Source organism: Cupriavidus necator (assembly GCF_013141915.1).
Taxonomy (GTDB): domain Bacteria; phylum Pseudomonadota; class Gammaproteobacteria; order Burkholderiales; family Burkholderiaceae; genus Cupriavidus; species Cupriavidus necator_B.
On the sequence record NZ_SROX01000010.1, the window covers coordinates 160,789 to 185,922 of the forward strand.

Below are 25,134 nucleotides of genomic sequence, written 5' to 3' on the forward strand. Positions count from 1 at the left end.
GTCGGTTTTACTTCGCCACCGGCATGGTGAACTCGGCGCCCTTGGCGATCGAGTCCGGCCAGCGCTGCATCACGCTCTTGTAGCGCGTGTAGAAGCGCACGCCCTCTTCGCCATAGGCATGGTGGTCGCCGAACAGCGAGCGCTTCCAGCCGCCGAACGAATGCCACGCCATCGGCACCGGGATCGGCACGTTGATGCCGACCATGCCCACCTGGATCTGCCGCGCGAACGCGCGCGCGATGCCACCGTCGCTGGTGTAGCACGACACGCCGTTGCCGTACTCGTGCGCATTGATCAGCGCCACCGCCTCGGCAAAGTCATGCACGCGCACCACCGACAGCACCGGGCCAAAGATCTCTTCCTTGTAGATGGTCATGTCGGGCTTCACATGGTCGAACAGCGTGCCGCCGACATAGAAGCCGTTCTCATGGCCATCGACCTTGTGCCCGCGCCCATCGGTCACCAGCGTCGCGCCTTCCGCCACGCCTTTGGCGATATAGCCTTCGACCTTGGCCTTGTGCGCGCCGGTCACCAGCGGGCCCATCTCGGCATCGGCCTCCATGCCGTTGCGGATCTTCAAGGAACGCGCCCGCTCGGCCAGGCGCGGCACCAGCTGGTCGGCGACCTCGCCAACGGCAACGGCCACCGAGATCGCCATGCAGCGCTCGCCGGCGGAACCGTAGGCGGCGCCGATCAGCGCATCGACCGCCTGGTCCAGGTCCGCATCGGGCATCACCACCAGGTGGTTCTTGGCACCGCCCAGTGCCTGCACGCGCTTGCCGTGCTTCGTGCTTTCCGTATAGATGTACTCGGCGATCGGGGTCGAGCCGACGAACGACAACGCCTGCACGTCCGGATGCGCCAGCAGCGCGTCGACCGCTTCCTTGTCGCCCTGCACCACGTTGAACACGCCGTCCGGCAAGCCGGCCTGGCGCAGCAAATCGGCGATCAACAGGCTCGGCGACGGGTCGCGCTCGGACGGCTTGAGCACGAAGGTATTGCCGCACGCCAGCGCCACCGGGAACATCCACATCGGCACCATCACCGGGAAGTTGAACGGCGTGATGCCGGCCACCACGCCCAGCGGCTGGCGCAGGTTCCAGTTGTCAATGCCGCCGCCGATGTTGTCGGTGAAATCGGTCTTGAGCAGGTTGGGAATGCCGCAGGCAAACTCCACCACCTCGATGCCGCGCGTGACTTCGCCCCTGGCATCGGAGAACACCTTGCCATGCTCGCGCGTGATCAGCGCGGCGAGGTCGTCGTGGTGCTGGTCCAGCAGTTCCTTGAACTTGAACAGGATGCGCGCGCGGCGCAGCGGCGGGGTGTCGGCCCACGCCGGGAAAGCCGCCTTGGCGGCGGCGACGGCCTCGGCCACGTCTTGCATGGTGCCGAGCGCCACACGCGCGGACACTTCGCCGGTGGCGGGGTTGTAGATCTCGGCCAGGCGCTGCGATGCGCCGCGTGTCTGCCTGCCTGCGATGCTATGGCCGATGATGGCCTGCACTACGCTGGCCTCTGCAAGGATGTCTTCCACTTCCGCTCCTGAATGCTGGTGCCCAGGGCGCTTCGGCCCCGGATTTGCTGCGTCGATCTTTGCGTCTGGTGAAGACGCTGCCACGGCGCGCCGAGCCCCGGCCCCGGCACGTATGCCGTGCGGCACAAGACTTCGGGCCATGGTTGAGCGCAAGCTTGGTGCAGTTGCGCGGCCCCGTCCAATGATTTATCGTCAATCGCAATATAAGCCGCGCAAAATATTGCGACGCACCACACCCACTGCGCCCCGCCCCTTGGACCTCCATCACCTGCGCGCCTTTGTCGCCGTTGCGCGCGAAGGCAATCTGACTCGTGCCGCACAGCGCCTGCACCTGACCCAGCCTGCGGTCAGCCTGCAGCTGAAGGCGCTGCAGTCGGCGTGGCGCATCAAGCTGTTCGAGCGCACCGCGGCGGGCCTGACCCTGACCGCCGATGGCGCCGCGCTGTTGCCGCTGGCCGAGCGCATCCTCGATGGCGTGGGCGACCTGCAGCACACCGTCAGCGCCATGCATCACACCGTGCGCGGTCGGCTGGCGATCGGCACCATCCTCGATCCGGAATTCACGCGGCTGGGCCCGATGCTGCGCACGCTGGTCGAGCGGCACCCGCAGATCGGCACCGAACTGCGCCACGGCATGTCGGGCTGGGTGCTGCAACAGATACGCAGCGGCGCGCTCGACGTCGGCTTCTACCTCGGGCAGCCGGCCGAAGCCGGTTTCCACGCGCTGACGCTGACGCCGTTCTCGTATTACGTGGTGGCGCCCAAAGGCTGGAAGGAGCGTACCGCGCTGCGCTCATGGGCGCAGCTGGCCACGCTGCCGTGGATCTGGACCCCGCCCGAATCGGCGCACAACCGGCTGTTGTCCGCGCACTTCGCCCAGGCGGGCGTGGATCCGGCCACCGTGCCCAAGGTGGCGCATGTCGACCAGGAAGCCTCGATGCTGGACCTGGTGCGTTCCGGCGTCGGGCTGTCTCTGGTACGCGACGCGATCGCGCTGCGCGAATCGCATGCGCACGGGCTGGTGATCGTCGAAGGCGTCTCGGTGCAGACTGAGCTGACCCTGGTCTGCCTGGCCGCGCGCCGCGACGATCCGGTGGTCGCGGCGGTGTTCGGCGTGGCCGAGTCCGTGTTCCGGACCTAGTGCTGCGGGCTGGCCAGCCGGCGCTGCAGCCAGTTGGTCAGCGCCGCAAACACTTCGCCGCGCAGCGGCTGCGCTTCATTGAAGATCTCGTGGTAGCCATGGTCGAACCAGACCTGTTCGCGCAGGTCGGGCGGCGCATTGTCGAAGAAGGCGCGGCTGCCGGCCGGGTCCACCACGCGGTCGGCGCCGCCGACCAGCATCAGCATGGGCGCCTCCAGCAGCGCGGCGTCGGCCTGGGCCTGCGCCATGCCGCGGATAAACCCTTCCAGCACGCCGGCGGTGATGGTGGTCTGCACCAGCGGATCGGCGCGATAGGCGGCGACTACCGCCGGATCGTGCGACAAGTGCCGGGCATCGATCGGATTGGGCACGCGCAGCCGCGGCGCCAGCATCAACAGCACGCGGTGCAGCGCCAGCGCTGGCCGCGATAGCCGCAGCGCCAGCGCCGGCGAGGACAAGACCAGGGCGCGCACCGGCCGCACCCGCGCGGTGGCAAAGCGCGCCGCGATCAGGCCGCCCATGCTGTGGCCGAGCAGGATCGGCAGTTCGTGCCAGCCCGGCACCGCGGCATCGTAGATCTCGGCGAGGTCGTTCAGGTAGGTGTCCGGATGGTCCGCGACCATGCGCGCGCCGCCGCTGGCGCCGTGGCCGCGCAGGTCGAAGGCCCGCACCCGCAGCCCCAGGCCGCACAGCACCTCGGCGACATGCTGGTAGCGGCCGGCGTGTTCGGCCAGCCCGTGCACCAGCAGCACCGAGCCGAGCGGTTCAGCAAAGCTCGCCCGGTCGGGTTGCCAGGTACGGAGCAGCAGTTCGGTGCCGTCGCGCATGCGCTGGCGGCTCTGCACCGGTGCAAGGCTGCCAGCCGGGGTGGCGGCAAGCGCGCTGGCAACGCCGGCCATGGCCGGATCTTCCGTCATCGGCTGTTCCATCTGCACAGGTCTCCTGCCGGCACGGGCGCGCACCGGCTGTCATTATTTTTGTGGATACCGCTTTGCCGGCCCGCGCCGGCCACGCCGAGAGTTTGCCCGAACTCAGCCGTGAGCTCAGCCGTGACAGGCCGGCCGTTCCGGTGCGTCCGGCTGCGCCATGTCGGCCAGGATCGGGCAGTCCGGCCGGTCGTCGCCATTGCAGTGCTGCGCCAGTTCGCGCAGCGTGTCGCGCATCGCCGCCAGTTCGGCGATGCGCAGCTCCAGGTCGGCCACATGCCGCAAGGTCAGCGCCTTGACGTCGGCGCTGGCACGGCCGCGGTCGTGCCACAGCGACAGCAGGTTGCGGATCTCGTCGAGCGAGAATCCCAGATTACGGGCACGCCGCACGAAGCGCAAGGTATGCACCGCGCGTTCGTCATAGCGGCGGTAGCCGCCTTCGGTGCGCGGCGGCGCCGCCACCAGCCCGATCGATTCATAGTGGCGGATCATCTTGGCCGAGACGCCCGAGGCCTGTGCCGCTTCGCCGATATTCATCACTTGCCTCCTTGCGTCGCGGCGGACGCACCCGGCGCGGTGCCGGCCTGCGCACGCCAGCGGCGCAGCAGCAACGCATTGCTGACCACGCTGACGCTGGAGAACGCCATCGCCGCGCCCGCCACCACCGGGTTGAGCAAGCCGGCCGCGGCCAGAGGAATCCCCACCACGTTATAGATAAAGGCCCAGAACAGGTTCTGGCGGATCTTGCGCACGGTGCGGTGCGAGACCGCCAGCGCATCGGCCACCAGCGCCGGGTCGCCGCGCATCAGCGTAATGCCGGCGGCGTGCATGGCGACGTCGGTGCCGGTCGACATGGCAATGCCCACGTCGGCCGCGGCCAGTGCCGGCGCATCGTTGATGCCGTCGCCCACCATCGCCACCACTGCGCCATTGCGGCCCAGCGCCCGCACGCGCGCGGCCTTGTCCTCGGGCAGGACTTCGGCCTGCACGTCATCCAGCCCCAGCGCCTGCGCCACGCGCGCCGCGGCGCCGGCGTTGTCGCCGGTCAGCATCACGGTGCGCACGCCCGCGGCGCGCAGCCTGGCGATCGCCGCAGGCGCGCCCGGCTTGATGGCATCGCCGAAGGCGACCAGCCCGGCCACGCGCGGCGGTGTGGCCTGCACCAGCCACGACACGGTGCGGCCCTCGGCGCGCAACTGGTCGGCCACCGCGGCCAGCATGCCCGCCGGCGCGCCCAGCGACTCGCGCAGGCGCTCGCTGCCCAGTTGCAGGGCCTCGCCATCGACCACGCCGGCAATGCCGCGGCCCGGCAGCGCCTGCACCCCGCTGGCCTGCGGCACGGCGATGCCACGCGCCTGCGCCGCGGCCAGCACGGCGCGCGCCAGCGGATGCTCGCTGCCGGCCTGCAGCGCGGCCAGTTGCGCCAGCAACGCGCTGCCGTCGACGTCGGCGGGATCGGCCGCATGCAATGCCACCACTTCGGGCTTGCCGACCGTCAGCGTGCCGGTCTTGTCGAACGCCACCACGCTGACGCGGTGCGCGACTTCCAGCGCCTCGGCGTCCTTGATCAGGATGCCGGCGCGCGCCCCGGCGCCGGTGCCGGCCATGATCGCGGTGGGCGTTGCCAGCCCCAGCGCGCAGGGGCAGGCGATCACCAGCACCGCCACGGCGTTGAGCAGCGCCGCTTCCCAGTCGCCGGCAAACAAGCCCCAGCCCAGCACGGTCACCAGCGCAATGCCCAGCACCACCGGCACGAACACCGCGCTGACGCGGTCGACCAGGCGCTGGATCGGCGCCTTGGCCGCCTGTGCGTGCTCGACCATGCGAATGATGCGCGCCAGCACCGTCTCGGCGCCCACCGCCACGGTGCGCGCCACCAGCAGGCCTTCGAAATTGATGGCGCCGCCGGTGATGCGGTCGCCGGGCTGCTTGGGCACCGGCAGGCTTTCGCCGGTCAGCATCGATTCATCGGCATGGCTGGTGCCTTCGACCACCTCGGCATCCACCGGGATGCGCTCGCCGGGGCGCACCACCACCTCGTCGCCGATGCGCACGTCCGCCAGCGGCACGCTCTGCTCGACCCCGCCGCGCCGCACGCGCGCGGTGTCGGGGCGCAATGCCGCGAGCGCGCGGATGGCCTCGGCGGTCTGGCGCTTGGCGCGCGTCTCCAGCCATTTGCCCAGCCGCACCAGCGTGATCACCACCGCCGCGCTCTCGAAGTACAGGTGCGGCATGGCATCGGCCGGCGTGCGCCACATCAGCCACAGCGACAGCCCGTAAGCGGCCGTGGTGCCGAGTGCCACCAGCAGGTCCATATTGCCCGCGCCGGCGCGCACCGCCTTCCAGCCCGCCTTGTAGAAGCGCCAGCCGAACACGAACTGCACCGGCGTGGCCAGCAGCCACTGCACCCACGCCGGCAGCATCCAGTGCACCCCGAACCATTCCAGCACCATCGGCGCGACCAGGGGCAGCGACAGCGCCGCCGAGATCGCCACCGGCCACGGGCCGTCCCAGAACGCCGGGCGCGTGGCCTGCCCGGGCTGGGCTGGCTGCACCGCATCCGCCACCGGCGTCGCGCCATAGCCGGCGCGCGCGACCGCACTCACCAGCGCTGCGGTATCCGCGGCGCCGCGCAGCAGCGTTACGCTGGCGCGCTCGGTCGCCAGGTTGACGGTGGCCTCGACCACTCCGGGCACGGCGCGCAGCGCCTTTTCCACCCGGGCCACGCACGAGGCGCAAGTCATGTCGGCGATATGCAGTTCGAGGGTGTCCCGGGGCACGGCGTAGCCGGCCTCGGCCACGGCGCGCGCGGCCGCAGGCAGCACCGCGGCGGAGGCCGCGCGCAGCGTGGCGGCCTCGGTGGCCAGGTTGACGGCCACATCGCGCACGCCCGGCACCTTGGCCAGGGCCTTCTCGACGCGTCCCACGCAGGAGGCGCAGGTCATGCCTTCGACCGGCAGGCGCCATTCAGGCATGGCGTCGGCGGGCGGGCGGTGGTCCGTGCGGACCGGTTGGGAAGCGAGCACAGCGCTGGAATCTGGCATGGTTCTGAGTCATCCACAGTGTCGATGTCAGCATCATGGACCTTACCATCATTGGAAGGTCAAGGCCCCCTTCAGATGATGCCTGCGACACGTCGATACTAGAATTTCCGCTTGCGCTTCCCATGGTGGCAAGGTTCAAACTATCTCTGTCGCGGCTCGATACCGCGTTTCCATCCCGTTCAGGAGCGTTCCAACATGATCCAGTTCCAGGTTGAAGGCATGACTTGCAACCACTGCGTCGGCGCCATCACGCGTGCCGTGCAGGCGGTCGACCCCGCCGCGCGCGTTAGCGCCGATGTGCCGGCCCAAGCCGTGCGCGTCGACAGCGGCGCTGACGCGCAGGCGTTGCGCCAGGCCATCGAGGCGGCCGGGTACCCGGTCAAGTCGGCGGCGTAAGCCGTCGTCACCAAGCAAAAAGGGCGCCCCGGGGCGCCCTTTTTGCATTGCGCGTGCCGCGCTCAGAAGCGGTAGCCCACGTTTAGGAACGTCACCACCGGATCGATCTTGATCTTGGTGTGCGACTGGATCGTCACCGGGCCCGCCTGCGTGGTGAACGACGCGCGCGTCGACAGCGGCACGTACGACACCGACAGCCCGACGAACCAGTTGTCGTTGATGGCGTAGTTGGCGCCGATATTGAACACGGGATTCCACGACGGCTTGGCGCTGGCGGTCATGCGCGCGCCGGGCGCGAACTCGCGATTGACGAAGTTCTGGTTGGTAATGGTCTCGTCGGTAAACCAGGTGTAATTCACGCCGATGCCGACATAGGGGCGGAACCTGGTCTTGGCGTCGAAGAAGTGGTACTTGACCAGCAGCGCCGGGCTCCACTGCTTGACCGAGCCGAGCTTGCCATACTGGGCGTAATTGCCGGTGCCCTTGACATCATGCTTCGGCGGAATGCCCGCGATGATCTCGCCCGAGATGTTGTCGGTAAAGTAATGGCTAAAGGCCAGGCCCAGCGTGTCGGCGGACTCGATTTTCGCGCCGGTGTTTGGGCGGGTGATGCCGACGGGGCGGCCGCCGATGCTGTCCACGGTGAGCGGATCGGCGGAGCTGTTCGGCATCACGCGGAACCAGCCCATGCTGACGATATTGCTGCCCGCGGACTGCGCGTGTGCGGCTCCGGTCAGCGCCAGGACGGCGCTCGCGGCCAGCATCTTCTTATAGGTCGATTTCATAATCCTCTTACTCCTCTTTCGGTAACTGCTGCGTGCATTATCCGGCCAGCCTGCGCGCGGTTGTTTCATCAATGACACGGATTCGTAGAGGACGCCCCCTAAAGGGAGGGTTAACCATGAAAAAAAGCGGCGGCCGCGGCCCGCCGAGGCGACCGTCCGCAGCGTCGACGCAACGGTTTATAGCGCAGGGCGGAAAAAACCCTCACGTGCAAGCGGTTTTAGCGGCCTGGCGCGCAATAGCGGCCGCGCGCCGGCGCCCGACACGGCGTCAGGGCGTCACGATGGCAAAGTTCGGTTCGGACTTGTCCATCAGCCCCGCCCACGCCGCCAGCGCCTGCGGGTCGCCCTCGACGCGCGCGCGGCCCGCCTGGGTCTCCGCCTGCAGCGTGGTCTGGCCGGCCAGCACGCCCATCAGCACCGCGCGCGGCATGATCAGCGTGGCCTGCGGCGCGGCATGCTGCGCGTCGGCCTTGTAGCGGAACACGCCGTTTTCCACGGTGAGCGCAAAACGCTTGCCGGTGTCCGGCTGAACCCAGTTCAGCGCCAGCGTCTTGCCGGCGGCACGGTCGCCGTTCAGGCTGATCGCCAGGTAGTCCAGGAACATGGTGTCGGTCATCGCGCGCAGCACGTCCGGGCTGCCGGCGCGGCGGCCAGTCTTGGGCGGGCCCGCGCGCAGCTCGGCGGCGCCGCTCAGGTAGGCGTTGCGCCAGGTCGACGATTCCGCCTGGTAGCCGAGCTGCTCCAGCGCATCGGCCTCCAGCTCGCGGGCCGCCTGGTTGGACGGGTCGGCAAAGACCACGTGCTTGACCACCTCGGCCACCCAGCGGTACTCGCCGCGCGCGTAGGCGGCGCGCGCCTGCTCCAGCACGCGCGCCGCCCCGCCCATGAATTCGACATAGCGCTTGCCCGCCTCTTCCGGCGGCAGCGGGTTCAGGTTGGCCGGGTTGGCGTCGTACCAGCCCAGGTAACGCTGGTACACCGCCTTGGCGTTGTGGCTGACGGTGCCGTAGTAGTCGCGCAGGTGCCACTCGCTGGCCAGCGACGGCGGCAGCTTGAGACGCTCGGCGATCTCGGCCGGCACGTAGCCCAGGTTGGCCAGCCGCAGCGCCTGGTCGTGGATGTACTTGTAGCCGTCGCGCTGCTTGCCCAGGTAGGTGACGATCTCCTGGCGGCCCCAGGTGGGCCAGTGGTGCTGGGCGAACAGGACGTCGGTGCGCGCGCCGAAGCGGTCGATGGTCTCGTCGAGCGCCCGCCACCACTGGTTGGCGTCGCGCACCTGGGCGCCGCGGAGGGTGTAGAGGTTGTGCAGGTTGTGGGTGGCGTCCTCGGCCGCGCACAAGGCCTTCCACTGCGGGAAATACATCAGCATCTCGGCCGGGGCCTCGGTGCCGGGCGCCATCAGGAACTCGATCTTCACGCCGTCGATGGTGCGCGTGTCGCCGGTCTTGTGGATCAGGTCGGTCGGCGCGATCAGCGTCAGGGTGCCATGCGCCACGGCCTTGCCCAGCCCCACATCGACCTGCCCGGTGGCCGAACGCGGCAGGTTGAAGCCATACATGTACTGCGCGCGGCGGCTCATGGCGTTGCCGGCGAAGACATTCTCGCTGACGGCCTCTTCCATGAAACCCTCCGGCGCCAGCACCTTGACTCGCCCGGCCTTGACGTCGTCTTCGCTGACGACGCCCTTGACGCCGCCGAAGTGGTCGCCGTGGCTGTGGGTATAGATCACCGCCAACACCGGCTTCCTCGGCCGGTGCTTGAAGTACAGATCCAGGCCGGCGCGCGAGGTCTCCGTCGCGGTCAGCGGGTCGATCACGATCAGCCCGGTATCGCCCTCGATGATCGTCATGTTGGCGATATCGAAGCCGCGCACCTGGTAGATCCGGTCCGTCACCTGGAACAGCCCGTGGTGCAGATTGAGCTGGGCCTGGCGCCACAGGCTGGGGTTCACCGTGGGCGGCGCCGTGTCTTGCTTGAGGAAATCGTAGGGCTCGAGCGCCCACACCACATTGCCCTTGGCGTCGCGGATCTCGGTCTGGTCCAGCGTGCCGATAAAGCCCCGGCGCGCCGCCTCGAAATCGCGCCGGTCCTGGAACGGCAGTTGTTGCAGCACCGCCGCGTTGGCGCGCGCGGTAGCAGCGGTGGCCGGGTTGCCTGCCGGGGCCGGGCCGGCGGCGGCACTGGCGGGGCCGGCAAGGGTGAAGGCGGCTGCGGCCAGGGCGGCTGCGGCGGCAGCAAAGGCAGTTGGGTACGGCATCATGGTCTCCTGGAATGCTGCGCCGGGCGTAGGTGGTTGCCGCCAAACGCTTATGTCATTGTGCTGAACGTTCAGTACAATTCAGGAGTTTGCTGGCAGACCTCGTCTACTGTCAAATAGACTGCCGGCGCAGATCGGACCCTGCCGCCAGCAACCGTCTTCCTCCACTTCTTGCCGCCCCCGCCAATGCCCTCGACCCGCCCGGCCGCCAGCCTCGCCGCACAGAACCCTCCCGCGCCGGTCGCCAAGAACCGGCGCGGCCTGGAAACCCGCGAACGCGTGATCACCGTCACACGCGGGCTGATCAGCGCGCACGGCTACGCCGAGGTCACTCTTGACCAGATTTCCGCCGAGGCCGGCGTGGCCAAGAGCAGCCTGCTATGGCATTTCGGCAGCAAGGAAATGCTGCTGGCCGAGGCCGCCAGCAGCCTGTTCCGGCAGATTGGCGAGGAACTGGGCGCGGAGCCGCGCCACGGCAGGACCGCGGCACGGCGGCTCGAGAACACGTTCGACCGGGTCGCCGACTATTTCACCGCCAACCCGGAGGCCAAGGGCGTGGTGCTGGCGCTGCTGTTCTCCGGCAGCGTGCCGGCCAGTGTGCGCGAAGAAATCCGCCGCAGCTGGGACAGCCACGTGCGGGACCTGGTCGAGGCGCTGTCGGCCCCCGGCCGTCCGCTGCCCGCGCCGATGGCACGCCTGATGATCGCGACCCTCCACGGCTGCTACTGCCACTGGTATGCCAGCGACCGCAGCGAACCGATCGCCGCCTTCCTGGCGCCGGCGCGCGAACTATTTGGCGACTGGCTGCGCCAGCGCGACCGCGGCGCTTGATCAGGCGCGGCTGGCCAGCACGCACGCCGCCAGGTCCCACAGCGCGTAGCCCACGCTCTTGAACACCAGCGGGCTGCCCGCCCGCGCGCGAATGGTGTCCGCCTGCAGGATCGCGGTCTCGAATGGCTGCACGTTGGCCCAGTCGATGCCGGCCTGCAGCAGGTCGCCGGCCTCGTCCTCGATGCCGAACAGCGTGTCGGCCAGCAGGCGGCCGTGGCCCGCGGCGGCATGGCACAGCGCCGGCGGCAGCTCGCACATATCGGGCCGGAACGCGCCGACCGCGGCGATGAAGTGATGGTCGCGCCAGAGGCCGCTGTCCAGGTCCGGCAGCACTGCCGTGCGGCTCGACGTGACCGTGACCACCATCGACACGCGCGGCAACACCGCCGCGACCGACTCCGCCACCTGCGCTTCCACCCCCAGCGCCCGGGCATGCGCGACCAGCGCGTCGGCCTTGTCGCGCGTGCGCGAATGCAGCCACAGCTTGCGCACGCGCAGCCCGGCGACGAAGGCCTCCAGGTGCGTCAGCGCCTGCACGCCCGCGCCGACGATCAGCAGTTCGCCATCGGGGCGCGCGGCAAAGCGCTGCGCCGCCAGCAACGACACCGCCGCGGTGCGCCGCCCGGTCACGGTGGGACCGTCGAGCATGGCGATGCGCGCGCCCGTATGCGCGTCGGCCACCACCACTTCGCCGAGGATGCTGGGCAGGCCGCGCTGCGGGTTGCCGGGATGGACGGTGATGTTCTTGGTCATCACCAGCTCGCGGTTGCGCGCCGGCATTACCAGCAGCGTGCCCGCACCGCCGTGCGCGTCGCCGACCGGCAGCGCGATACGCGGCGGCGCCATGGCGGTGCCGTCGCGCAGCTCGGCCAGCATGTCGGCGATGGCTTGCGCCAGTTCGGGATACGGCAGGCGCGCCGCGGTGGTGGCGGCATCGAGGGGGACGAAGGACATGCGCGGGCTCCGGCAGGACATGGCGAAGCGCCATTATTGCGCATGGCCGCGCGCGCGTTTCAGCCCGCCAGCAACGTCATCACCTGCGCCGCATAGCGCGTACCCGCCGCTGCGCCGACCGGAAACACCGCGTCGATATCGGCCAGGTCGCTTACATCCAGCCGCACCGTCAGCGCGCCGAGGTTGTCGTCCAGGTTGGCGATGCGGCGCGTACCCGGGATCGGCACCACCTGCGGCCCGCGCGCCAGCACCCAGGCCAGCGCCAGTTGCGCCGGCGTGCAGCCCTTGTCCGCCGCCAGCGCGCGCACCTTGTCGACCAGCGCCAGGTTGCGGGCGAAGTTCTCGCCGACAAAGCGCGGGTTGGTCCGGCGGAAGTCATCCGCGTCAAAGTCTTCCGGGCTGCGGATCGCGCCAGTCAGGAAGCCGCGCCCGAGCGGACTGTACGGAACGAAGCCGATCCCGAGGCGCGCGCAGGCTGCGAGCACGCCGTCCTCGTCGGCGTCGCGCGTCCACAGCGAGTATTCGCTCTGCAGCGCCGTGATCGGATACACGCGGTGTGCGCGTTCGAGCGTGGCGGCGCTGGCTTCGGACAATCCCAGCCAGCGTACCTTGCCGGCCCGCACCAGGTCCGCCATGGCGCCGACGGTGTCCTCGACCGGCACGGCCGGATCCACGCGATGCAGGTAATACAGGTCGATGTGGTCCGTGCCCAGCCGCTTCAGGCTGGCCTCGCAGCTGGCACGCACATAGTCGGGCCGGCCATTGACGCCCCGCGTGGCGGGATTGGCGGGGTCGCGCACCAGTCCGAACTTGGTCGCCAGCACCACCTGCTCGCGCCGCCCGGCAATGGCGCGGCCCACCAGTGCCTCGTTGGTGTGCGGGCCGTAGACATCGGCGGTGTCGAGCAGGTTGATGCCGCGCTCCAGGGCGTGGTGGATGGTGCGGATCGACTCGGCGTCGTCATGCGCGCCATAGAAGTCGCTCATGCCCATGCAGCCCAGGCCCAGTGGAAACACGCTGGGACCGGTCTTGCCGAGCTGGCGCAATGGGGTGGAAATGGCGTTGGCGGTCATCAAGGGCTCCGGTTGGCCGGCGGCATGCCGGCGGTGCATGGGATGCGGCAAGTATGGGCACTCGACCCGCCAGGAAACAGCGTGCTACGCTGCATGCATCATGAAGCCAGACTTCACAATCGATATCGATTCACTGCCCGCGCTCGCCGCCTTCGCCCGCGTGGCCCGGCTGGGGAGCTTTACCGCCGCCGCCGCCGCGCTCGCCGTCAGTCCTTCGGCGGTGTCGCAGACCATCCGGCAATTGGAAACGCGCCTGGGCGTGCGGCTGCTGCAGCGGACCACCCGCAGCGTCGGCCTGACCGAGGCCGGCGCCGCCTTGCTGGCGCGCGTGGAGCCGGCGCTGGCCGAGATTGGTGCCGCCACCGACGATATCCGCCAGCAGCGCGACCTGCCCGCCGGCACGCTGCGGCTGACCACGCCGACCACCGCCGGCGCGCTGGTGCTGCGCCCGCTGCTGGCCGATTTCATGCGCGCCTTCCCCGGTCTCACCGTCGACGTGGTCACCAACGACCGCTTCGCCGACCTGGTCGCCGAAGGCTTCGACGCCGGCCTGCGCCTGGGCGAGGCCCTGCAGCGCGATATGGTCGCCATCCCGGTCACAGGGCCGCTGCGCATGGTGGTGGCGGCCTCGCCCGATTACCTCGCGCGCCACGGCACGCCGCGCCATCCGCGCGACCTGCACGCGCACCTCTGCCTGCACTACCGCTTCGGGCCCCATGGCAGCGTCTATCGCTGGGAGTTCGTCGAAGATGGCCGCACCTTCACCATGGACACGCGCGCCGCGCTGATCGCCAACGACAGGACCCTGCTGCACCAGGCGGCGCTCGACGGAATCGGCCTGATCCACGAATTCCCGGTGCATATCCAGCCGTCGCTCGACAACGGCCGGCTGGTCACCGTGCTCGACCCCTGGCTGCCGCCGTTCGACGGGCTCTATCTGTATTACCCGAGCCGCGTGCTGATGCCGCCCAAGCTGCGCGTTTTCGTCGATTTCCTGAAAGCGCGCGCGGGCCTCAGCGCCTAGCCGCAGGCACGGGCGCGCGCACCGAAGCGCCGCGCACCTCGATGCCGATGCGGTCCACCACCTTGCCGGCGGCATCGAGCAGTTCCACCTGGTGCCGGCCGGGCCAGGGCAGCCATGCCACCTCGCCGCCGCGCCCGAGCGGCTTGCCGTCTATGCGCCAGCTGACCGCGCGCGCCGGCTGGCCGGCCACGCCTTGCGCGTGGAACCATACCCGCTGCGAGGCCGGCGGCATGTCCGGGTCCAGCGCAAACACCGTGCCGTCAGCAGGCGTGGCGATTATCGGGGCAGCCGGGCGCGCGGCCGGTGCGCCCACGCTGACGCGCCGGATCGCGGTGCCCGCCAGGAACACTTCATCGCGCGCGGGCTCCAGCCCGTCGTCGAAGCTCAGCGCCACGCGCTCCACGCCGGCGGGCATGGCGGGCGCCTGGCTGGCGCGCGCGCGGTGCAGGATTTCCATCACGTCGTGCCATACCGGCGCCGCGCCCGACACGCCGGAGACGTCGCGCATGCTGGCGCCGCTGGCATTGCCGACCCACACGCCCACGGTGTAGTGCTGCGACCAGCCGATGCACCAGTTGTCGCGCATGTCCTTGCTGGTACCGGTCTTCACCGCGCTCCAGAAGCGCGTGGTGAGCGGGCTGTCGAGCCCGAAGGTACGCGCGCGGGCGTGGCGGTCGGACAGGATGTCGGCGACCACATAGCTTGCCGCGGGCTGCATCACCGTCTTTGCCGGCGTGGCCGGCGCCCCTTGCCGCAGCCGTGGCGGCGCGTAGCTGCCGCCATTGGCGAGCGCGCGGTAGGCATTGGTCAGCGCCAGCAGCGACACGTCGGCGCTGCCCAGCGCCAGGCTGTAGCCGTAGTAGTCGCCCGCCTCGGTCAGCGGCAGCCCCAGCGCTACCAGGCGCTTGTGGAAACGGTGCGGGGTCACCATCACCAGCGTGCGCACCGCCGGCACGTTCAGCGATGCCGCCAGCGACGCGCGCAAGCTGACCCAGCCGGCATAGCGGTGGTCGTAGTTCTGCGGCACGTAAAGGCCGCCGCCCACCGGCAGGTTCACCGGCCGGTCGTCCAGCAGCGAAGCCGCCGTCAGCCGCTTTTCTTCCAGCGCCTGCGCGTACAGGAAGGGCTTGAGCGTCGAGCCGGCCTGGCGCAGCGCGGCCGCGTGGTCCACCTGCGCCGCGCCGGACAGCGCGCCAGACGAGCCCACGTAGGCCAGCACGTCGCCGCTGGCGTTGTCGATCACCACCACCGCGCCGTCCTCGACATTACGCCCCGCCAGTTCGCGCAGGTGCCGGTCCAGGCTGGTGACGGCAGCACGCTGCAGGCGCGCGTCGAGCGTCGAGGCGATACGCGCGGGCATGGCGGCGCCGGCCGCCAGCTGCGCGCGCGCCTCGCCGACCACGCGCCGCGACAGGTGCGGCGCCAGCTGGGCCGGACCCGCTGAGGGCATGGCCGCCGCCGCGCGCTGCGCCACCGGTCCGGTGCGCAGCAGCGCCAGTTGCGCGAAGCCCTCCAGGCCGTCGCACTCGCGCGGCACGCGCATCTCGCGCAGGATGCCGCAGGCCCGGCTGGCCACCTGCGCGGCCCGCGCATTGGGCGCGCGCACCAGCGCCACCGCCAGCGCCGACTCGCGCGCATCGAGCCCTTCGGGGTACTTGCCGAACAGCACCTGCGACATCGCCGACAGGCCCACCAGTTCGCCACGGAACGGCACCAGGTTGAGATAGGCCTCCAGGATCTGGTCCTTGCTCCAGCCACGTTCCAGCGCCGCGGCGCCGGCGGCCTGCCCCAGCTTCTGCGTGAAGCTGCGCCCCTGCCCCGGAGCGCCGGGGCGGCGCAGGTCGTCGTCGAGCAGGCCGGCCAATTGCATGGTCAGCGTCGAAGCCCCGCGCGTGCGCGTGTTCCACAGGTTGGCCCACGCCGCCGCGGCAACCCCCTGCCAGTCGACGCCGCTATGCGCATGGAAGCGCCGGTCCTCCGACAACACGATGGCCGTGCGCAGCGCGGGCGAGGTGTCGGCCAGCGCCACCCAGTCGCCGCGGCGCGCGTGGAAGTCGTCGCGCACGCGGCCTACCGGCTCGCCGTGGCGGTCCAGCACCACCACGTCGGCGCTGCGCCAGTCGGCGCGCACCTGCGCGAAGGTGGGCAGGGCCGCCGCCGGCGCCGACCACGCCAGCGCTGCGGCCAGCGCGACCAGCGACAGGCACTGCCTCATGGCCGTGCGCGTCCCGAGACCAGCCCAGCCACCAGCAGCACCTGGGCGGCGGCGTAGGTCCACCAGATGCCGAGCTGGAACGATTCGAACGGCACCAGGAAGCGCGCAATGCCGATCATCATGTCCGACGCGGCGAAGCACAGCGCCCCCAGCGCCGCCAGCGGCGTGGGCAGGCGTGCCACCAGCGCGCCGCACACCATGGCGGCGAGCACGCCCACGTATAGCGCAACCGGCACCGTCAGCGTGCCGAGGTTGGGCCAGAAGCGGCCCAGCATGGTACCCGCCACGCCGAGCATGGCGCCGCAGGCAATCAGCCGGTGCGGGCGGGTATCGCCCGCCAGCGGCACCAGCAGGCGCAGGTAGGCCAGATGCGCCAGCAGGAAGGCGCCAAGCCCGCCCATGAACGAAAACGACAGCGCCGGCAGCGCCAGCAGGAAATCGCCCAGCGCCGAGCACAGCAGCGCCGTGACCAGCCAGCGGCGCTCGCCGGGTACGCGGTGGAACCACGCGGCGCGCGCCAGCAGCAGCGCCATCGCGGTCTTCCACACCGGCTGCATGGCGATATGCCCGGTCAGCGGCGCGCCCTCGGGCAGGTCCAGCGCCACCTGCACCAGCAGCGCGCCGTAGAGGAGGCCGGCCATGGTGCCCGCGAGCCACCATTCGCGCACGCGCGCCGGCATCATCATGGCCAGCCAGCTCATGGGCGCGCCCCGACCGCCAGGCGCGCGTTGGGCGCCACGCCGAATACGTCGGGCGCGTACATCGCCTCGACCCGCGTGGGAGGCAGCGCGAAGTCGCCGGCGTTGTTCAGCCTTACCGTGTATTCGACCGAGACCTTGCCCTTGGGCAGGTAACCGAAGTACTCGCGATAGGCCTGCGGCGTGCGCTCGACATAGGCCGGCCAGGCCGCGCCCTGGCGCCGCTCGCCGCGCGTGGCGATGGCCGAGTCGCGGCCCAGCCCGCTGCCCAGGATGGTGGCGCCGGCTGGTACGGGGTCGCTCACCACGACCCAGGTCATGTCGGCCTGCGCATCGATCTCGAGCTTGACGCGGTACACGTCGCCGCGCGACCACTTGCCCGGCACCGCCTGTTCCTGCGGCGTCACGCTGCGCTGGATGCGGTAGCCCGCCTCCAGCGGCGCGGTCACCGGCACCGCCGCCATGGCGCGCACCGTGGCCCAGGGCTGGCCCGCGCCGGCGTGCTCCACCTGCAGCGTGCCCCCCTCGGCAGCCGGCCAGGGCAGCTCGACGCTGCCCTGCGCCACGCCGTCGCCGCGCTGCGCGCGCGCCCAGTCGAAACTGCGCGCGGCATCGGCAGCATTGCTGACGCTCGCGCGCGTGGTGCCGGCCACCGGCGTCTTTTCGAACGCCTGCGCAAAGCGCGTCACCGCCAGCATGCCCCAGGCGTTGGCGGTGGTGGTGCCCCAGGCGCCGTGCACCTGGCGTCCCAGCAGCCCCGTGGCCAGTTGCGGCGCGTCGTCCTTCCAGCCCGGCAGCTCCGACGCCAGCGCCAGCAGGCGCGCGGCATTCACGTCGCCGCCGGCCATCATCCACCACCAGTTGTCAGTGCGCTCGGTGGAGAACGCCAGGCGCGTGCCCTGCACCGTCAGGCGCGAGCGCAGCAATTGCTGCGCCTCGGCCAGGCGCTGCTCGCGCTGGGGGATATCCTGCACGCGCGTCAGCAGCAGGGTCCAGTCCAGCAACGCCGAGGTAGGCCATTGCGCCGGCAGTATCTGGATCGAACCCAGCATGCGCGCCTGCGCGTGGCCGCTGCGCGACAGCGCCTCGAGCGCGGCCAGCTTGCGCACCTCGAGATACTGCGTACCGCCGGCGGGCGACCAGCTGTCGCGGCGGATGCGGCCTTCGACGAAGTCGGCCAGGCCGCGCTCCATCTGCGCGCGCTGCGCGTCGGGAATACGCAGCGCCTGCCCGGCGCGCGCCGCCTCGTCGGTCACCGCCAGCAGGTAGGCGGTCAGCACTTCGCTGCCGTAGTCGCTGTCGCTGTTCAGCGGGAAGTACGAGGCCAGGCCGTTGGCATCGAGGTAGGACGGCAGCTGCGCCATCAGCGCATCCCAAGCGGCGCTGTCGTTCAGGCCGATGGCTTTCGACGCGCGCTGTTCCAGGCAGGTGAACGGGTAGTTGCGGAACCACTCGCGCACGCCCGGCATGCCGCCCGCCAGCGACGACTGGTAGCTGACCTGCAGCCCGCCGCGTACCTTGCCCGCCGGGTCGGCCAGCGCGCCTGGCGGCGCCTTGACCGGCACCGACAGCGACGGCGCCACCTGCGCCAGCGTGGCCTGCTGCACCGTGACCGGCACCGCCGGCACGATCTGCTGCGACACCTTGATGCGGTCGGAGGCGCCCTGCGTGCCCTGCTCGCTGGCCTGCACTTCCCACATCACCGTGCCGGTGCGCGCATACGCCAGCAGCGCGGGCGCGGTCACGTCCCAGCCGATCTCGCGCGCTTCGCCCGCGGGGATCTGCACGGTCTGCACCGGCAGGCCGGTCTCGTTGCCAAGCAGCGTGCCGCGCGCGCTGGCCTGCACCGTCATGGCGCGCCGGGTGGTATTGCGCAGCGTGAACATGGCGCGGTAGCGGTCATCCTCGCGCACCAGCGGCGGCAGCCCGGAAATCACTTGCAGGTCCTGCGTGGCGGCGATGGTGGCGCTGCCGGTGCCGAAGCGGCCCAGGCCAAGGTCCGCCACCGCGACGATGCGGAAGCTGGTCAGCGAATCGTTGAGCGGCACCTCGACGCTGGCACGGCCCTCGGCGTCGAGCTGCACGCGCGGGTGCCACAGCAGCAGCGTGTCGAACAGCTCGCGCGTGGGGCTCTTGCCGCCGCCGCCGCCCGCCGGCACCGCCTTGCGCCCGTAGTGGCGGCGCCCGATGATCTCCATCTGCGCGGTCGCGGTTTCCACGCCGTAGCCGCGCCGTTGCAGCATCGCGTCGAGCAGGTCCCAGCTGGTGTTGGGCATCAGCTCCAGCAGCGCCTGGTCCACCGCGGCGAGCGCGACTTCGCCGTTGGCGGCAGGCTTGCCGTCGGGCAGCCCGACCTGGATCGCCACGCGCGCCTTGCCGCGCACCGGATAGCTGGTCTTGTCCGGGGTCACCGCGACGTCGAGCCGGTGGCCGGCATTGCCGACGCGGATCTCGGCCAGCCCCAGCCGGAAGGCCGGCTTGGACAGGTCGACCAGCGCGGTCGGCGCCGCATACTCGCGCCCTTCGCTGCGGAACGCGCGCCACCATTCGCCCGGCTGGCGCCAGCCCCACGTGAAGAACGAATACCACGGCACTTCATGCAGGCGCCCGCGCAAGGCCAGCACCGACACGTAGACGTTGGGGCCCCACTCCGGCTTCACCTGCACGCGCACGGTCGGATCGCTGCCATGCAGCTCGACCACCTGGGTCTGGTAGATGCCCTCACGCTCCACCGCCACCAGCGCGGTGGCGTGGCGGAATGGCATGCGCACCTGGAACACCGCGGTGTCGCCCGGCGCATAAGACTTTTTCTCCGGCAGCAGGTCGATGCGGTCATGGTTCTCGCCGCCGAACCACAGCTCGCCCTGGCGCGTCACCCACACCGTCGACGCCGCCTGCGCGGTGCGGCCGTCCTTGTCGCGCGCGCTGGCCACCAGCTCGATCTGGCCGGCCTGTTCCAGCGCTACTTCGCAGCGCGCGCGGCCCTGCGCATCGGTGCGGGTCTCGCATACGGTGCCGAGATCGCGCGTCTCGGTACGGTTGTCATAGCGGTAGAAGCCGCCCACCACGCGCTTGCGCGCCGAGGTGGTGATGCGGGCGCGCGCGTTGATCCTGACCGGCGCGTCCGCCACCGGCTTGCCGTTGACGTCCAGCACCACGCCATGCACCGCCAGCTTCTGCCTGACCGAGACCCAGTCATCGGTACGGATGCCGGCCACCACCGCCGCGGGCCATACCGGCACGGTCTGGCGCAGCGTCTGGATCTCGCCGTTAGGGTCGGCAAAGCCGGCTTCGAGCACCAGGTCGCGCGGCGCGTCGGTCTTGGGCAGCTTGCGCAGCGTCACGCTGCCATTGCCGTTCTTGTCCAGCGTCAGCGGCAACTTGTCGGCGACCAGCTTCTGGCCGTCGGCGCTGGCATCGCCCTGCTGGTCTTCGTCCATCTCTTCGTCGCCGCCGCTTTCGCGCTGCGCGCGCGGGGGGTTGAACGAGAATTCTTCATAGCCCGGGAAGCTGACGTATTTGTCGCGCAACAGCGCGGACATGCGCACCGGCAGCCCGGCGGCGCCGCCGCCGGAAAGATAGTGGATCTCGACGCCAACCGGCAGTTCGGCCGGCGCCACCACGGGCCCGGCCTTGCCCGCCACTTGCAGCGTGCCGGCGAGCACCGGCAGGCGGAACGCCTCGACGCGGAAGCTGCCGCTGGTGTAGCTGCGCGCGCCGCCGTCGTCTTGCGCGCCATCGCCCTTGGGGCTTTCCAGCTCGACGGTATAGACCCCCAGCTTGGCCGCCGCGGGCACCTGGAAGGTGCTTTCCGCGCTGCGCCCGCCGGTCGCGGTCTGGCGCCATTGCAGCGGCAGCTCGTAGCGCTGGCCGCTGCCCTCGTGGCGGATGGTCATGCGCGTGGGCAGCGGACGGCTGGCCGGCGGCAAGGCAAAGCCCTGCGCGGTCTCGGCGCGGATCAGGTGCTTCATCGACACGGTTTCGCCGGCGCGCAGCAGCGTGCGGTCGAAGATGGTGTGGGCGCGCACGGTGGGCGTGGCGCTCGTGTCCGTCGGCACATTGAAGCGCCAGCTCTCGATGCCGCGATTCCAGTCCGACATCACGAAGGCCATGTCGGCCTTGCCGCGCGCCTGCGGGTGCGTGGCGGCGATGCGGGCGGAGACAAAATAGCCCGACAGCCCGTTCTGTTCGCAGGCGCCTTGCGGTGCCGCGGCCAGCCTGGCAAAGCGCGCCACGCCGCTGGCATCGGTGCGGCCTTCGCCAAGCAGGCGCCCGCTGCAGTCGCGCACCGCCACCGCGGCATCGCGGACCGGCTTGCCATCGTCCAGCGCGGTGACCCAGGCCACCCCGCTGCGGCTGCCATCGTCCTCGTTGCCGGTGCTGCGGCCCAGCTTGAAATGCACGCCCAGGTTGGTGACCAGCGCGGCGGTGCGCACGTACATCGGCGCGCGCTTGCCCAGCAGCGCCTCGCCCAGCATCGGCGAGGCGATCTCGACCACATGGAAACCTGGCTCCGGTAACGGGATGCCGACCACCTCGAACGGCCGCGGCGCATCGCCCGAAGGTTTGGGCACGGCCAGCTTCTGCACGCCCGGGGCGCGCTCGAGCAGCGACACCGAGCGGGTTTCGATCGACACCGCATTGCGCGGATTATTGACGCGGTACGGCGCGCGGCCCGCCAGCACGGCGTCGAGTTCGCCGCGCGTATAGCTGGCCTCATGCAACCGGCGCACCAGGCCGAACCACTGCATCACCGCCGCGTCGTCGTCGACGCGCAGCTTCATCACGGTGCCGGCGCGGGCCTGCACGCCGCGTACGGCGAGATCCGCTTCGACATTGCGCAGCGTCACCGGCAGCAGCGGCGGATAGTCGGCGGCGGACTTGCCGCGCGGCAGTTCGCCGAAGCGCTCGACCACGCCGAACGGCGCCGCGGCAAACTTGGCCAGCGGCGGCATCGAGGCGGTGGCCACCTTGAGCGGGAACAGGTCCGCATTGGCCAGCGCGCGGCCGCTGTCGTCCTGCAGCTTGCGCGGCACTTCGATGGTGAACTGCGCCTTCTCGGCGAACGGCGCGGCAAAGGTGAGCGCGCTGACGCTGGCGTCCGGCGCCAGGTCGGGATCGAACTGCGGCGCGCGCGGACCCGATGGCGTCTTCAGCACCACGCTTTCGGCCAGCTTGCGCGGTACCGGCGCGGAGAACGTCACCGACATCGGCCGCAGCGGCGTGCAGGGAGACTGCGCGTGTTCGCGCTCGCAGCTGAAGCTGGCGGTAAACGGCTCGCGCACGGTGTAGTCGAAACGGCGTTCCTCGCGCGTGGCAACGCCCGACGCCGTGGCTATGCCCGCGCCCAGCACCAGCTGCACCCGTGCCCCGGCCGGCAGCCGCTGCTGGCAGGCGAGCAGATGCACCGCATCGGGCACCGGCTTGGCCAGGCGGTCCCAGCGGATGGCCTCGAGCACGGCGTCGCGCTCCTTGCCGGCCAGCAGCCGCACCGGGATGCGCTCGCCCAGCCCCTGCGCCTGGCACCAGGCGTGCTCGCGCACCGACGCCGCGGTGGCGGCGCCGTTGAAGCGCAGCGCGAAGACCTGGTCTTCCTCGATCTCGCCGCCGGAGGGCCGGCTCGAGACCACGGTCGGGCCGCCGGTCTCGAAGCGGTATTCCGCCTTGCCGGCATAGGCGCTGCCGGCCTCGCTGCGCAGGCCGGCGCGCATGCGCACGGTACAGCGCACCCCAGGCGGCAGGTCGCTGGCGAAGTCATAGACCCAATTTTTTGCATCGATCCAGCGCGCCTGGCCGCTTGTGCTGGCACCGGTGCAGGAGACCGCGGCGGGCGCCGCGGCCTGGACATCGCCCATCGGCACCATGGCTTCGTCAAAGCGGATCGCCACCTGCCGCACCTGGCCCACCGTGCCTTCCGGCGAGAAACGGCTCACCTGCGCGGCCAGCGCGCCGCCGCCCAGCGTACCCAGCGTGGCCGCCACGGCCACGGCCGCGACCCCGCAAGCACGCCCCAATTGCGATTGCTGCAGCGAACTGCCAAGGCCCCGATCGGCTCGGGCGACGATCCCCTTCATCCTGCCATCCTCCGTTTCCGCCACGTTTGCGGCACCCGGCGAGGGTGACACGCACGCCACAGGAGCGCAAGACCGGCGCGCACCGGCAGCGCGTGCGGGGGAGACGTTTCAGCGCAGGTGCGACAGTGGCAACGGGCCCTCGCACTTGATTGCCGTCAGCACGATGTTCGACCGTACGCTCTCCACGCCCGGCACGCGCATCAGCCGTTTCATGGTGAATTCAGCCAGCGTGGGCAGGTCAGGCACGACCACGCGGATCAGGTAGTCGGCCTCGCCAGCGACGGAATAGCACTCCTGCACCTCTTCCAGCAGCAGGATCTCTTCGCGGAAGCGCTCGATGATGGTGTCGCCGTGATGCGCCAGCTTGACGCTGATAAACACCACTACGCCCAGCCCCAGCGCCTGCGAGGACAGGCTAACGCGGTATCCGGTGATGACACCGTCGGCCTCCAGCCGCGCCAACCGGCGTCCGACCTGGCTGGGCGACAGGTGCACGCGCTCGGCCAGCTGCTGGTGCGTGGTGCGGCCGTCGGCCTGCAGCGCGCTGAGCAGGGCGAGGTCATACGCGTCGAGGGAAATGCTCTGGGCTGCCATACATGAATCCCGCATCCAAATGTCCGTTGATGCGCATTATATGCAGGATCCACCGTAATCAAGCGGACTATGCGGACAGATTGCAGCTTCACGCGCCTAAACTACGCAGTAAATCCGCATTCATGCTGCCGCCGACGCAGCCAGCACGCATTCAAGGAGACACGCCAATGTCCATCGCCATGGCCAGCGAAGCCCCCGGCGCCTTCCAGGGCACCCTGACCGACAAGCTCAAGGAACAATTCGACGCCGGCCTGCTGTCCGGCCAGGCACTGCGCCCGGATTTCACCATCGCCCAGCCGGTGCACCGCTACACCAGCACCGACCACGCCATCTGGCGCAAGCTGTACGAGCGCCAGGCCGAAATGCTGCAGGGCCGCGTCAGCGATGAATTCCTGCAAGGCTTGGCCACGCTGGGGATGGAAAAGGACCGCGTGCCGGACTTCGACCAGCTCAACGAGACCCTGATGCGCGCCACCGGCTGGCAGATCGTGGCCGTGCCCGGCCTGGTGCCTGACGAGGTGTTCTTCGAGCACCTGGCCAACCGCCGCTTCCCGGCCAGCTGGTGGATGCGCAAGCCCGAGCAGCTCGACTACCTGCAAGAGCCGGACTGCTTCCACGATGTGTTTGGCCACGTGCCGCTGCTGATCAACCCGGTCTTCGCCGACTATATGGAAGCCTATGGCAAGGGCGGCCTGAAAGCGGCAGGGCTGGGCGCGCTGGAGATGCTGTCCCGCCTGTACTGGTACACCGTGGAATTCGGCCTGATCCGAACGCCGCAGGGGCTGCGCATCTATGGCGCCGGTATCCTGTCGAGCCAGGGCGAGTCGATCTACAGCCTGGACTCGGCCAGCCCCAACCGGATCGGCTTTGATGTGCGCCGCATCATGCGCACGCGCTACCGCATCGACACCTTCCAGAAAACCTACTTCGTGATCGACAGCTTCGAGCAATTGTTCGACGCGACCCGCCCGGATTTCGCGCCGCTGTATGAAGCCCTGCGTGCCCAGCCGACGCTGGGTGCGGGCGACATCGCCGAGGGCGACCACGTGATCAACGCCGGCACCCGCGAAGGCTGGGCCGACACCGAAGACATCTGAGGCGGCCCGCCCGGCCAAACCCCGGGGCCGCTGCCCCGCTCCCCGCTTTGTGAAACAATGCCGGCATGCCCGCCGCCCCGGCGCGGGCGGGCCGGCTGTCCGCCCGATGCGCGTTGTCCGCATCGGGCGACCTTCGTTTTCTCCCAAGATCCAGATCGAGCCCATCATGACCCCTCTTTCCCCGCAAGCCCGTGCCACGCTGCTCGCCGACCTGCCCGGCTGGACTACCGTCCCGGACCGCGACGCGATCTTCAAGCGCTTTACCTTCCACGACTTCAACGCCGCCTTCGGCTTCATGACGCGCGTGGCGATCCAGGCCGAGAAGGCAGACCACCACCCGGAATGGTTCAACGTCTACAACCGGGTCGACATCACGCTGTCGACGCACGATGCCAACGGCCTGACCCAGCGCGACATCGACCTGGCGCACTTCATCGAGCGCGCCGCCGATGCGGTGACGAACTGACCGGCAGCCCGGGCGGTAGCTGTAG

General features: G+C 70.2%; 18 protein-coding genes. 6 read left to right on the top strand and 12 right to left on the bottom strand.

What is annotated here, in order from left to right:
• Positions 1 to 7: 7 nt before the first annotated feature.
• Positions 8 to 1,492, bottom strand: a complete 1,485-nt coding sequence (locus tag E5S69_RS19375) for a CoA-acylating methylmalonate-semialdehyde dehydrogenase (RefSeq protein WP_423766654.1) — start codon at positions 1,490 to 1,492, stop codon at positions 8 to 10.
• Between the two features lie 295 nt (positions 1,493 to 1,787).
• Between E5S69_RS19375 and E5S69_RS19380 the strand changes: the two genes are divergently transcribed.
• Entirely contained in the window at positions 1,788 to 2,675 is an 888-nt protein-coding gene (locus E5S69_RS19380; protein ID WP_171516257.1) for a LysR family transcriptional regulator, read from the top strand.
• Here E5S69_RS19380 and E5S69_RS19385 read toward each other — a convergent pair.
• The 3 genes from E5S69_RS19385 to E5S69_RS19395 all read right to left on the bottom strand — a co-directional run bounded on the left by E5S69_RS19385 (position 2,672) and on the right by E5S69_RS19395 (position 6,645).
• Complete coding sequence (locus E5S69_RS19385) at positions 2,672 to 3,604, bottom strand: alpha/beta hydrolase (RefSeq protein WP_171516258.1); 933 nt, start codon at positions 3,602 to 3,604, stop codon at positions 2,672 to 2,674. The genes E5S69_RS19380 and E5S69_RS19385 overlap by 4 nt on opposite strands.
• Positions 3,605 to 3,718: 114 nt before the next feature.
• Positions 3,719 to 4,138 carry a Cu(I)-responsive transcriptional regulator gene (gene cueR / locus E5S69_RS19390; RefSeq protein ID WP_171516259.1) on the bottom strand — a complete coding sequence of 140 codons (420 nt, stop codon included), beginning with the start codon at positions 4,136 to 4,138 and terminating at the stop codon, positions 3,719 to 3,721.
• On the bottom strand, positions 4,138 to 6,645 hold the full coding sequence (locus E5S69_RS19395) for a heavy metal translocating P-type ATPase (RefSeq protein ID WP_272871727.1): 2,508 nt from the start codon (positions 6,643 to 6,645) through the stop codon (positions 4,138 to 4,140). Before E5S69_RS19395 ends, cueR begins: the two co-directional genes overlap by 1 nt.
• Before the next feature lie 195 nt (positions 6,646 to 6,840).
• Between E5S69_RS19395 and E5S69_RS19400 the strand changes: the two genes are divergently transcribed.
• Entirely contained in the window at positions 6,841 to 7,041 is a 201-nt protein-coding gene (locus tag E5S69_RS19400) for a heavy-metal-associated domain-containing protein (protein WP_171516260.1), read from the top strand.
• Positions 7,042 to 7,103: 62 nt separating this feature from the next.
• On the opposite strand, the gene E5S69_RS19405 is transcribed toward E5S69_RS19400, so the two are convergent.
• Positions 7,104 to 7,826, bottom strand: coding sequence for an OmpW/AlkL family protein (locus E5S69_RS19405; protein ID WP_171516261.1), 723 nt, complete (start codon positions 7,824 to 7,826; stop codon positions 7,104 to 7,106).
• A gap of 268 nt (positions 7,827 to 8,094) precedes the next feature.
• Complete coding sequence (locus E5S69_RS19410; RefSeq protein ID WP_171516299.1) at positions 8,095 to 10,083, bottom strand: alkyl/aryl-sulfatase; 1,989 nt, start codon at positions 10,081 to 10,083, stop codon at positions 8,095 to 8,097.
• 186 nt (positions 10,084 to 10,269) lie between these two features.
• On the opposite strand from E5S69_RS19410, the gene E5S69_RS19415 reads away from it, so the two are divergent.
• Positions 10,270 to 10,914 (top strand): TetR/AcrR family transcriptional regulator, encoded by a 645-nt coding sequence (locus E5S69_RS19415; protein WP_171516262.1) that lies wholly within the window; start codon positions 10,270 to 10,272, stop codon positions 10,912 to 10,914.
• On the opposite strand, the gene E5S69_RS19420 is transcribed toward E5S69_RS19415, so the two are convergent.
• Positions 10,915 to 11,868 carry a delta(1)-pyrroline-2-carboxylate reductase family protein gene (locus tag E5S69_RS19420; RefSeq protein ID WP_171516263.1) on the bottom strand — a complete coding sequence of 318 codons (954 nt, stop codon included), beginning with the start codon at positions 11,866 to 11,868 and terminating at the stop codon, positions 10,915 to 10,917. It abuts the gene before it with no gap.
• 59 nt (positions 11,869 to 11,927) lie between these two features.
• Positions 11,928 to 12,941 (bottom strand): aldo/keto reductase, encoded by a 1,014-nt coding sequence (locus tag E5S69_RS19425; RefSeq protein WP_171516264.1) that lies wholly within the window; start codon positions 12,939 to 12,941, stop codon positions 11,928 to 11,930.
• 100 nt (positions 12,942 to 13,041) lie between these two features.
• On the opposite strand from E5S69_RS19425, the gene E5S69_RS19430 reads away from it, so the two are divergent.
• On the top strand, positions 13,042 to 13,965 hold the full coding sequence (locus E5S69_RS19430; RefSeq protein ID WP_171516265.1) for a LysR family transcriptional regulator: 924 nt from the start codon (positions 13,042 to 13,044) through the stop codon (positions 13,963 to 13,965).
• On the opposite strand, the gene pbpC is transcribed toward E5S69_RS19430, so the two are convergent.
• The 4 genes from pbpC to E5S69_RS19450 all read right to left on the bottom strand — a co-directional run bounded on the left by pbpC (position 13,955) and on the right by E5S69_RS19450 (position 23,546).
• Positions 13,955 to 16,180, bottom strand: coding sequence for a penicillin-binding protein 1C (gene pbpC, locus E5S69_RS19435; protein ID WP_171516266.1), 2,226 nt, complete (start codon positions 16,178 to 16,180; stop codon positions 13,955 to 13,957). The genes E5S69_RS19430 and pbpC overlap by 11 nt on opposite strands.
• Complete coding sequence (locus E5S69_RS19440; RefSeq protein ID WP_171516267.1) at positions 16,177 to 16,881, bottom strand: lysoplasmalogenase; 705 nt, start codon at positions 16,879 to 16,881, stop codon at positions 16,177 to 16,179. Before E5S69_RS19440 ends, pbpC begins: the two co-directional genes overlap by 4 nt.
• Positions 16,878 to 22,952 carry an alpha-2-macroglobulin family protein gene (locus tag E5S69_RS19445; RefSeq protein WP_171516268.1) on the bottom strand — a complete coding sequence of 2,025 codons (6,075 nt, stop codon included), beginning with the start codon at positions 22,950 to 22,952 and terminating at the stop codon, positions 16,878 to 16,880. The genes E5S69_RS19440 and E5S69_RS19445 overlap by 4 nt, the downstream gene beginning before the upstream one ends.
• A 108-nt stretch (positions 22,953 to 23,060) precedes the next feature.
• Entirely contained in the window at positions 23,061 to 23,546 is a 486-nt protein-coding gene (locus tag E5S69_RS19450) for an Lrp/AsnC family transcriptional regulator (RefSeq protein ID WP_171516269.1), read from the bottom strand.
• Positions 23,547 to 23,713: 167 nt separating this feature from the next.
• Here E5S69_RS19450 and phhA point away from each other — a divergent pair, with 167 nt between their 5' ends.
• Positions 23,714 to 24,643, top strand: a complete 930-nt coding sequence (gene phhA / locus E5S69_RS19455; RefSeq protein ID WP_171516270.1) for a phenylalanine 4-monooxygenase — start codon at positions 23,714 to 23,716, stop codon at positions 24,641 to 24,643.
• A gap of 166 nt (positions 24,644 to 24,809) precedes the next feature.
• Positions 24,810 to 25,109: a 4a-hydroxytetrahydrobiopterin dehydratase gene (locus E5S69_RS19460; RefSeq protein ID WP_012354319.1), complete on the top strand. Its 300-nt coding sequence runs from the start codon at positions 24,810 to 24,812 to the stop codon at positions 25,107 to 25,109.
• Positions 25,110 to 25,134: the final 25 nt, after the last annotated feature.

Bases quoted from the DNA above. Each gene is read 5' to 3' on its own strand.
- E5S69_RS19385 (WP_171516258.1), bottom strand. From the start codon at position 3,604: ATGGAACAGCCGATGACGGAAGATCCGGCCATGGCCGGCGTTGCCAGC.
- cueR (WP_171516259.1), bottom strand. From the start codon at position 4,138: ATGAATATCGGCGAAGCGGCACAGGCCTCGGGCGTCTCGGCCAAGATG.
- E5S69_RS19395 (WP_272871727.1), bottom strand. From the start codon at position 6,645: ATGCCAGATTCCAGCGCTGTGCTCGCTTCCCAACCGGTCCGCACGGAC.
- E5S69_RS19400 (WP_171516260.1), top strand. From the start codon at position 6,841: ATGATCCAGTTCCAGGTTGAAGGCATGACTTGCAACCACTGCGTCGGC.
- E5S69_RS19405 (WP_171516261.1), bottom strand. From the start codon at position 7,826: ATGAAATCGACCTATAAGAAGATGCTGGCCGCGAGCGCCGTCCTGGCG.
- E5S69_RS19410 (WP_171516299.1), bottom strand. From the start codon at position 10,083: ATGCCGTACCCAACTGCCTTTGCTGCCGCCGCAGCCGCCCTGGCCGCA.
- E5S69_RS19415 (WP_171516262.1), top strand. From the start codon at position 10,270: ATGCCCTCGACCCGCCCGGCCGCCAGCCTCGCCGCACAGAACCCTCCC.
- E5S69_RS19420 (WP_171516263.1), bottom strand. From the start codon at position 11,868: ATGTCCTTCGTCCCCCTCGATGCCGCCACCACCGCGGCGCGCCTGCCG.
- E5S69_RS19425 (WP_171516264.1), bottom strand. From the start codon at position 12,941: ATGACCGCCAACGCCATTTCCACCCCATTGCGCCAGCTCGGCAAGACC.
- E5S69_RS19430 (WP_171516265.1), top strand. From the start codon at position 13,042: ATGAAGCCAGACTTCACAATCGATATCGATTCACTGCCCGCGCTCGCC.
- pbpC (WP_171516266.1), bottom strand. From the start codon at position 16,180: ATGAGGCAGTGCCTGTCGCTGGTCGCGCTGGCCGCAGCGCTGGCGTGG.
- E5S69_RS19440 (WP_171516267.1), bottom strand. From the start codon at position 16,881: ATGAGCTGGCTGGCCATGATGATGCCGGCGCGCGTGCGCGAATGGTGG.
- E5S69_RS19445 (WP_171516268.1), bottom strand. From the start codon at position 22,952: ATGAAGGGGATCGTCGCCCGAGCCGATCGGGGCCTTGGCAGTTCGCTG.
- E5S69_RS19450 (WP_171516269.1), bottom strand. From the start codon at position 23,546: ATGGCAGCCCAGAGCATTTCCCTCGACGCGTATGACCTCGCCCTGCTC.
- phhA (WP_171516270.1), top strand. From the start codon at position 23,714: ATGTCCATCGCCATGGCCAGCGAAGCCCCCGGCGCCTTCCAGGGCACC.
- E5S69_RS19460 (WP_012354319.1), top strand. From the start codon at position 24,810: ATGACCCCTCTTTCCCCGCAAGCCCGTGCCACGCTGCTCGCCGACCTG.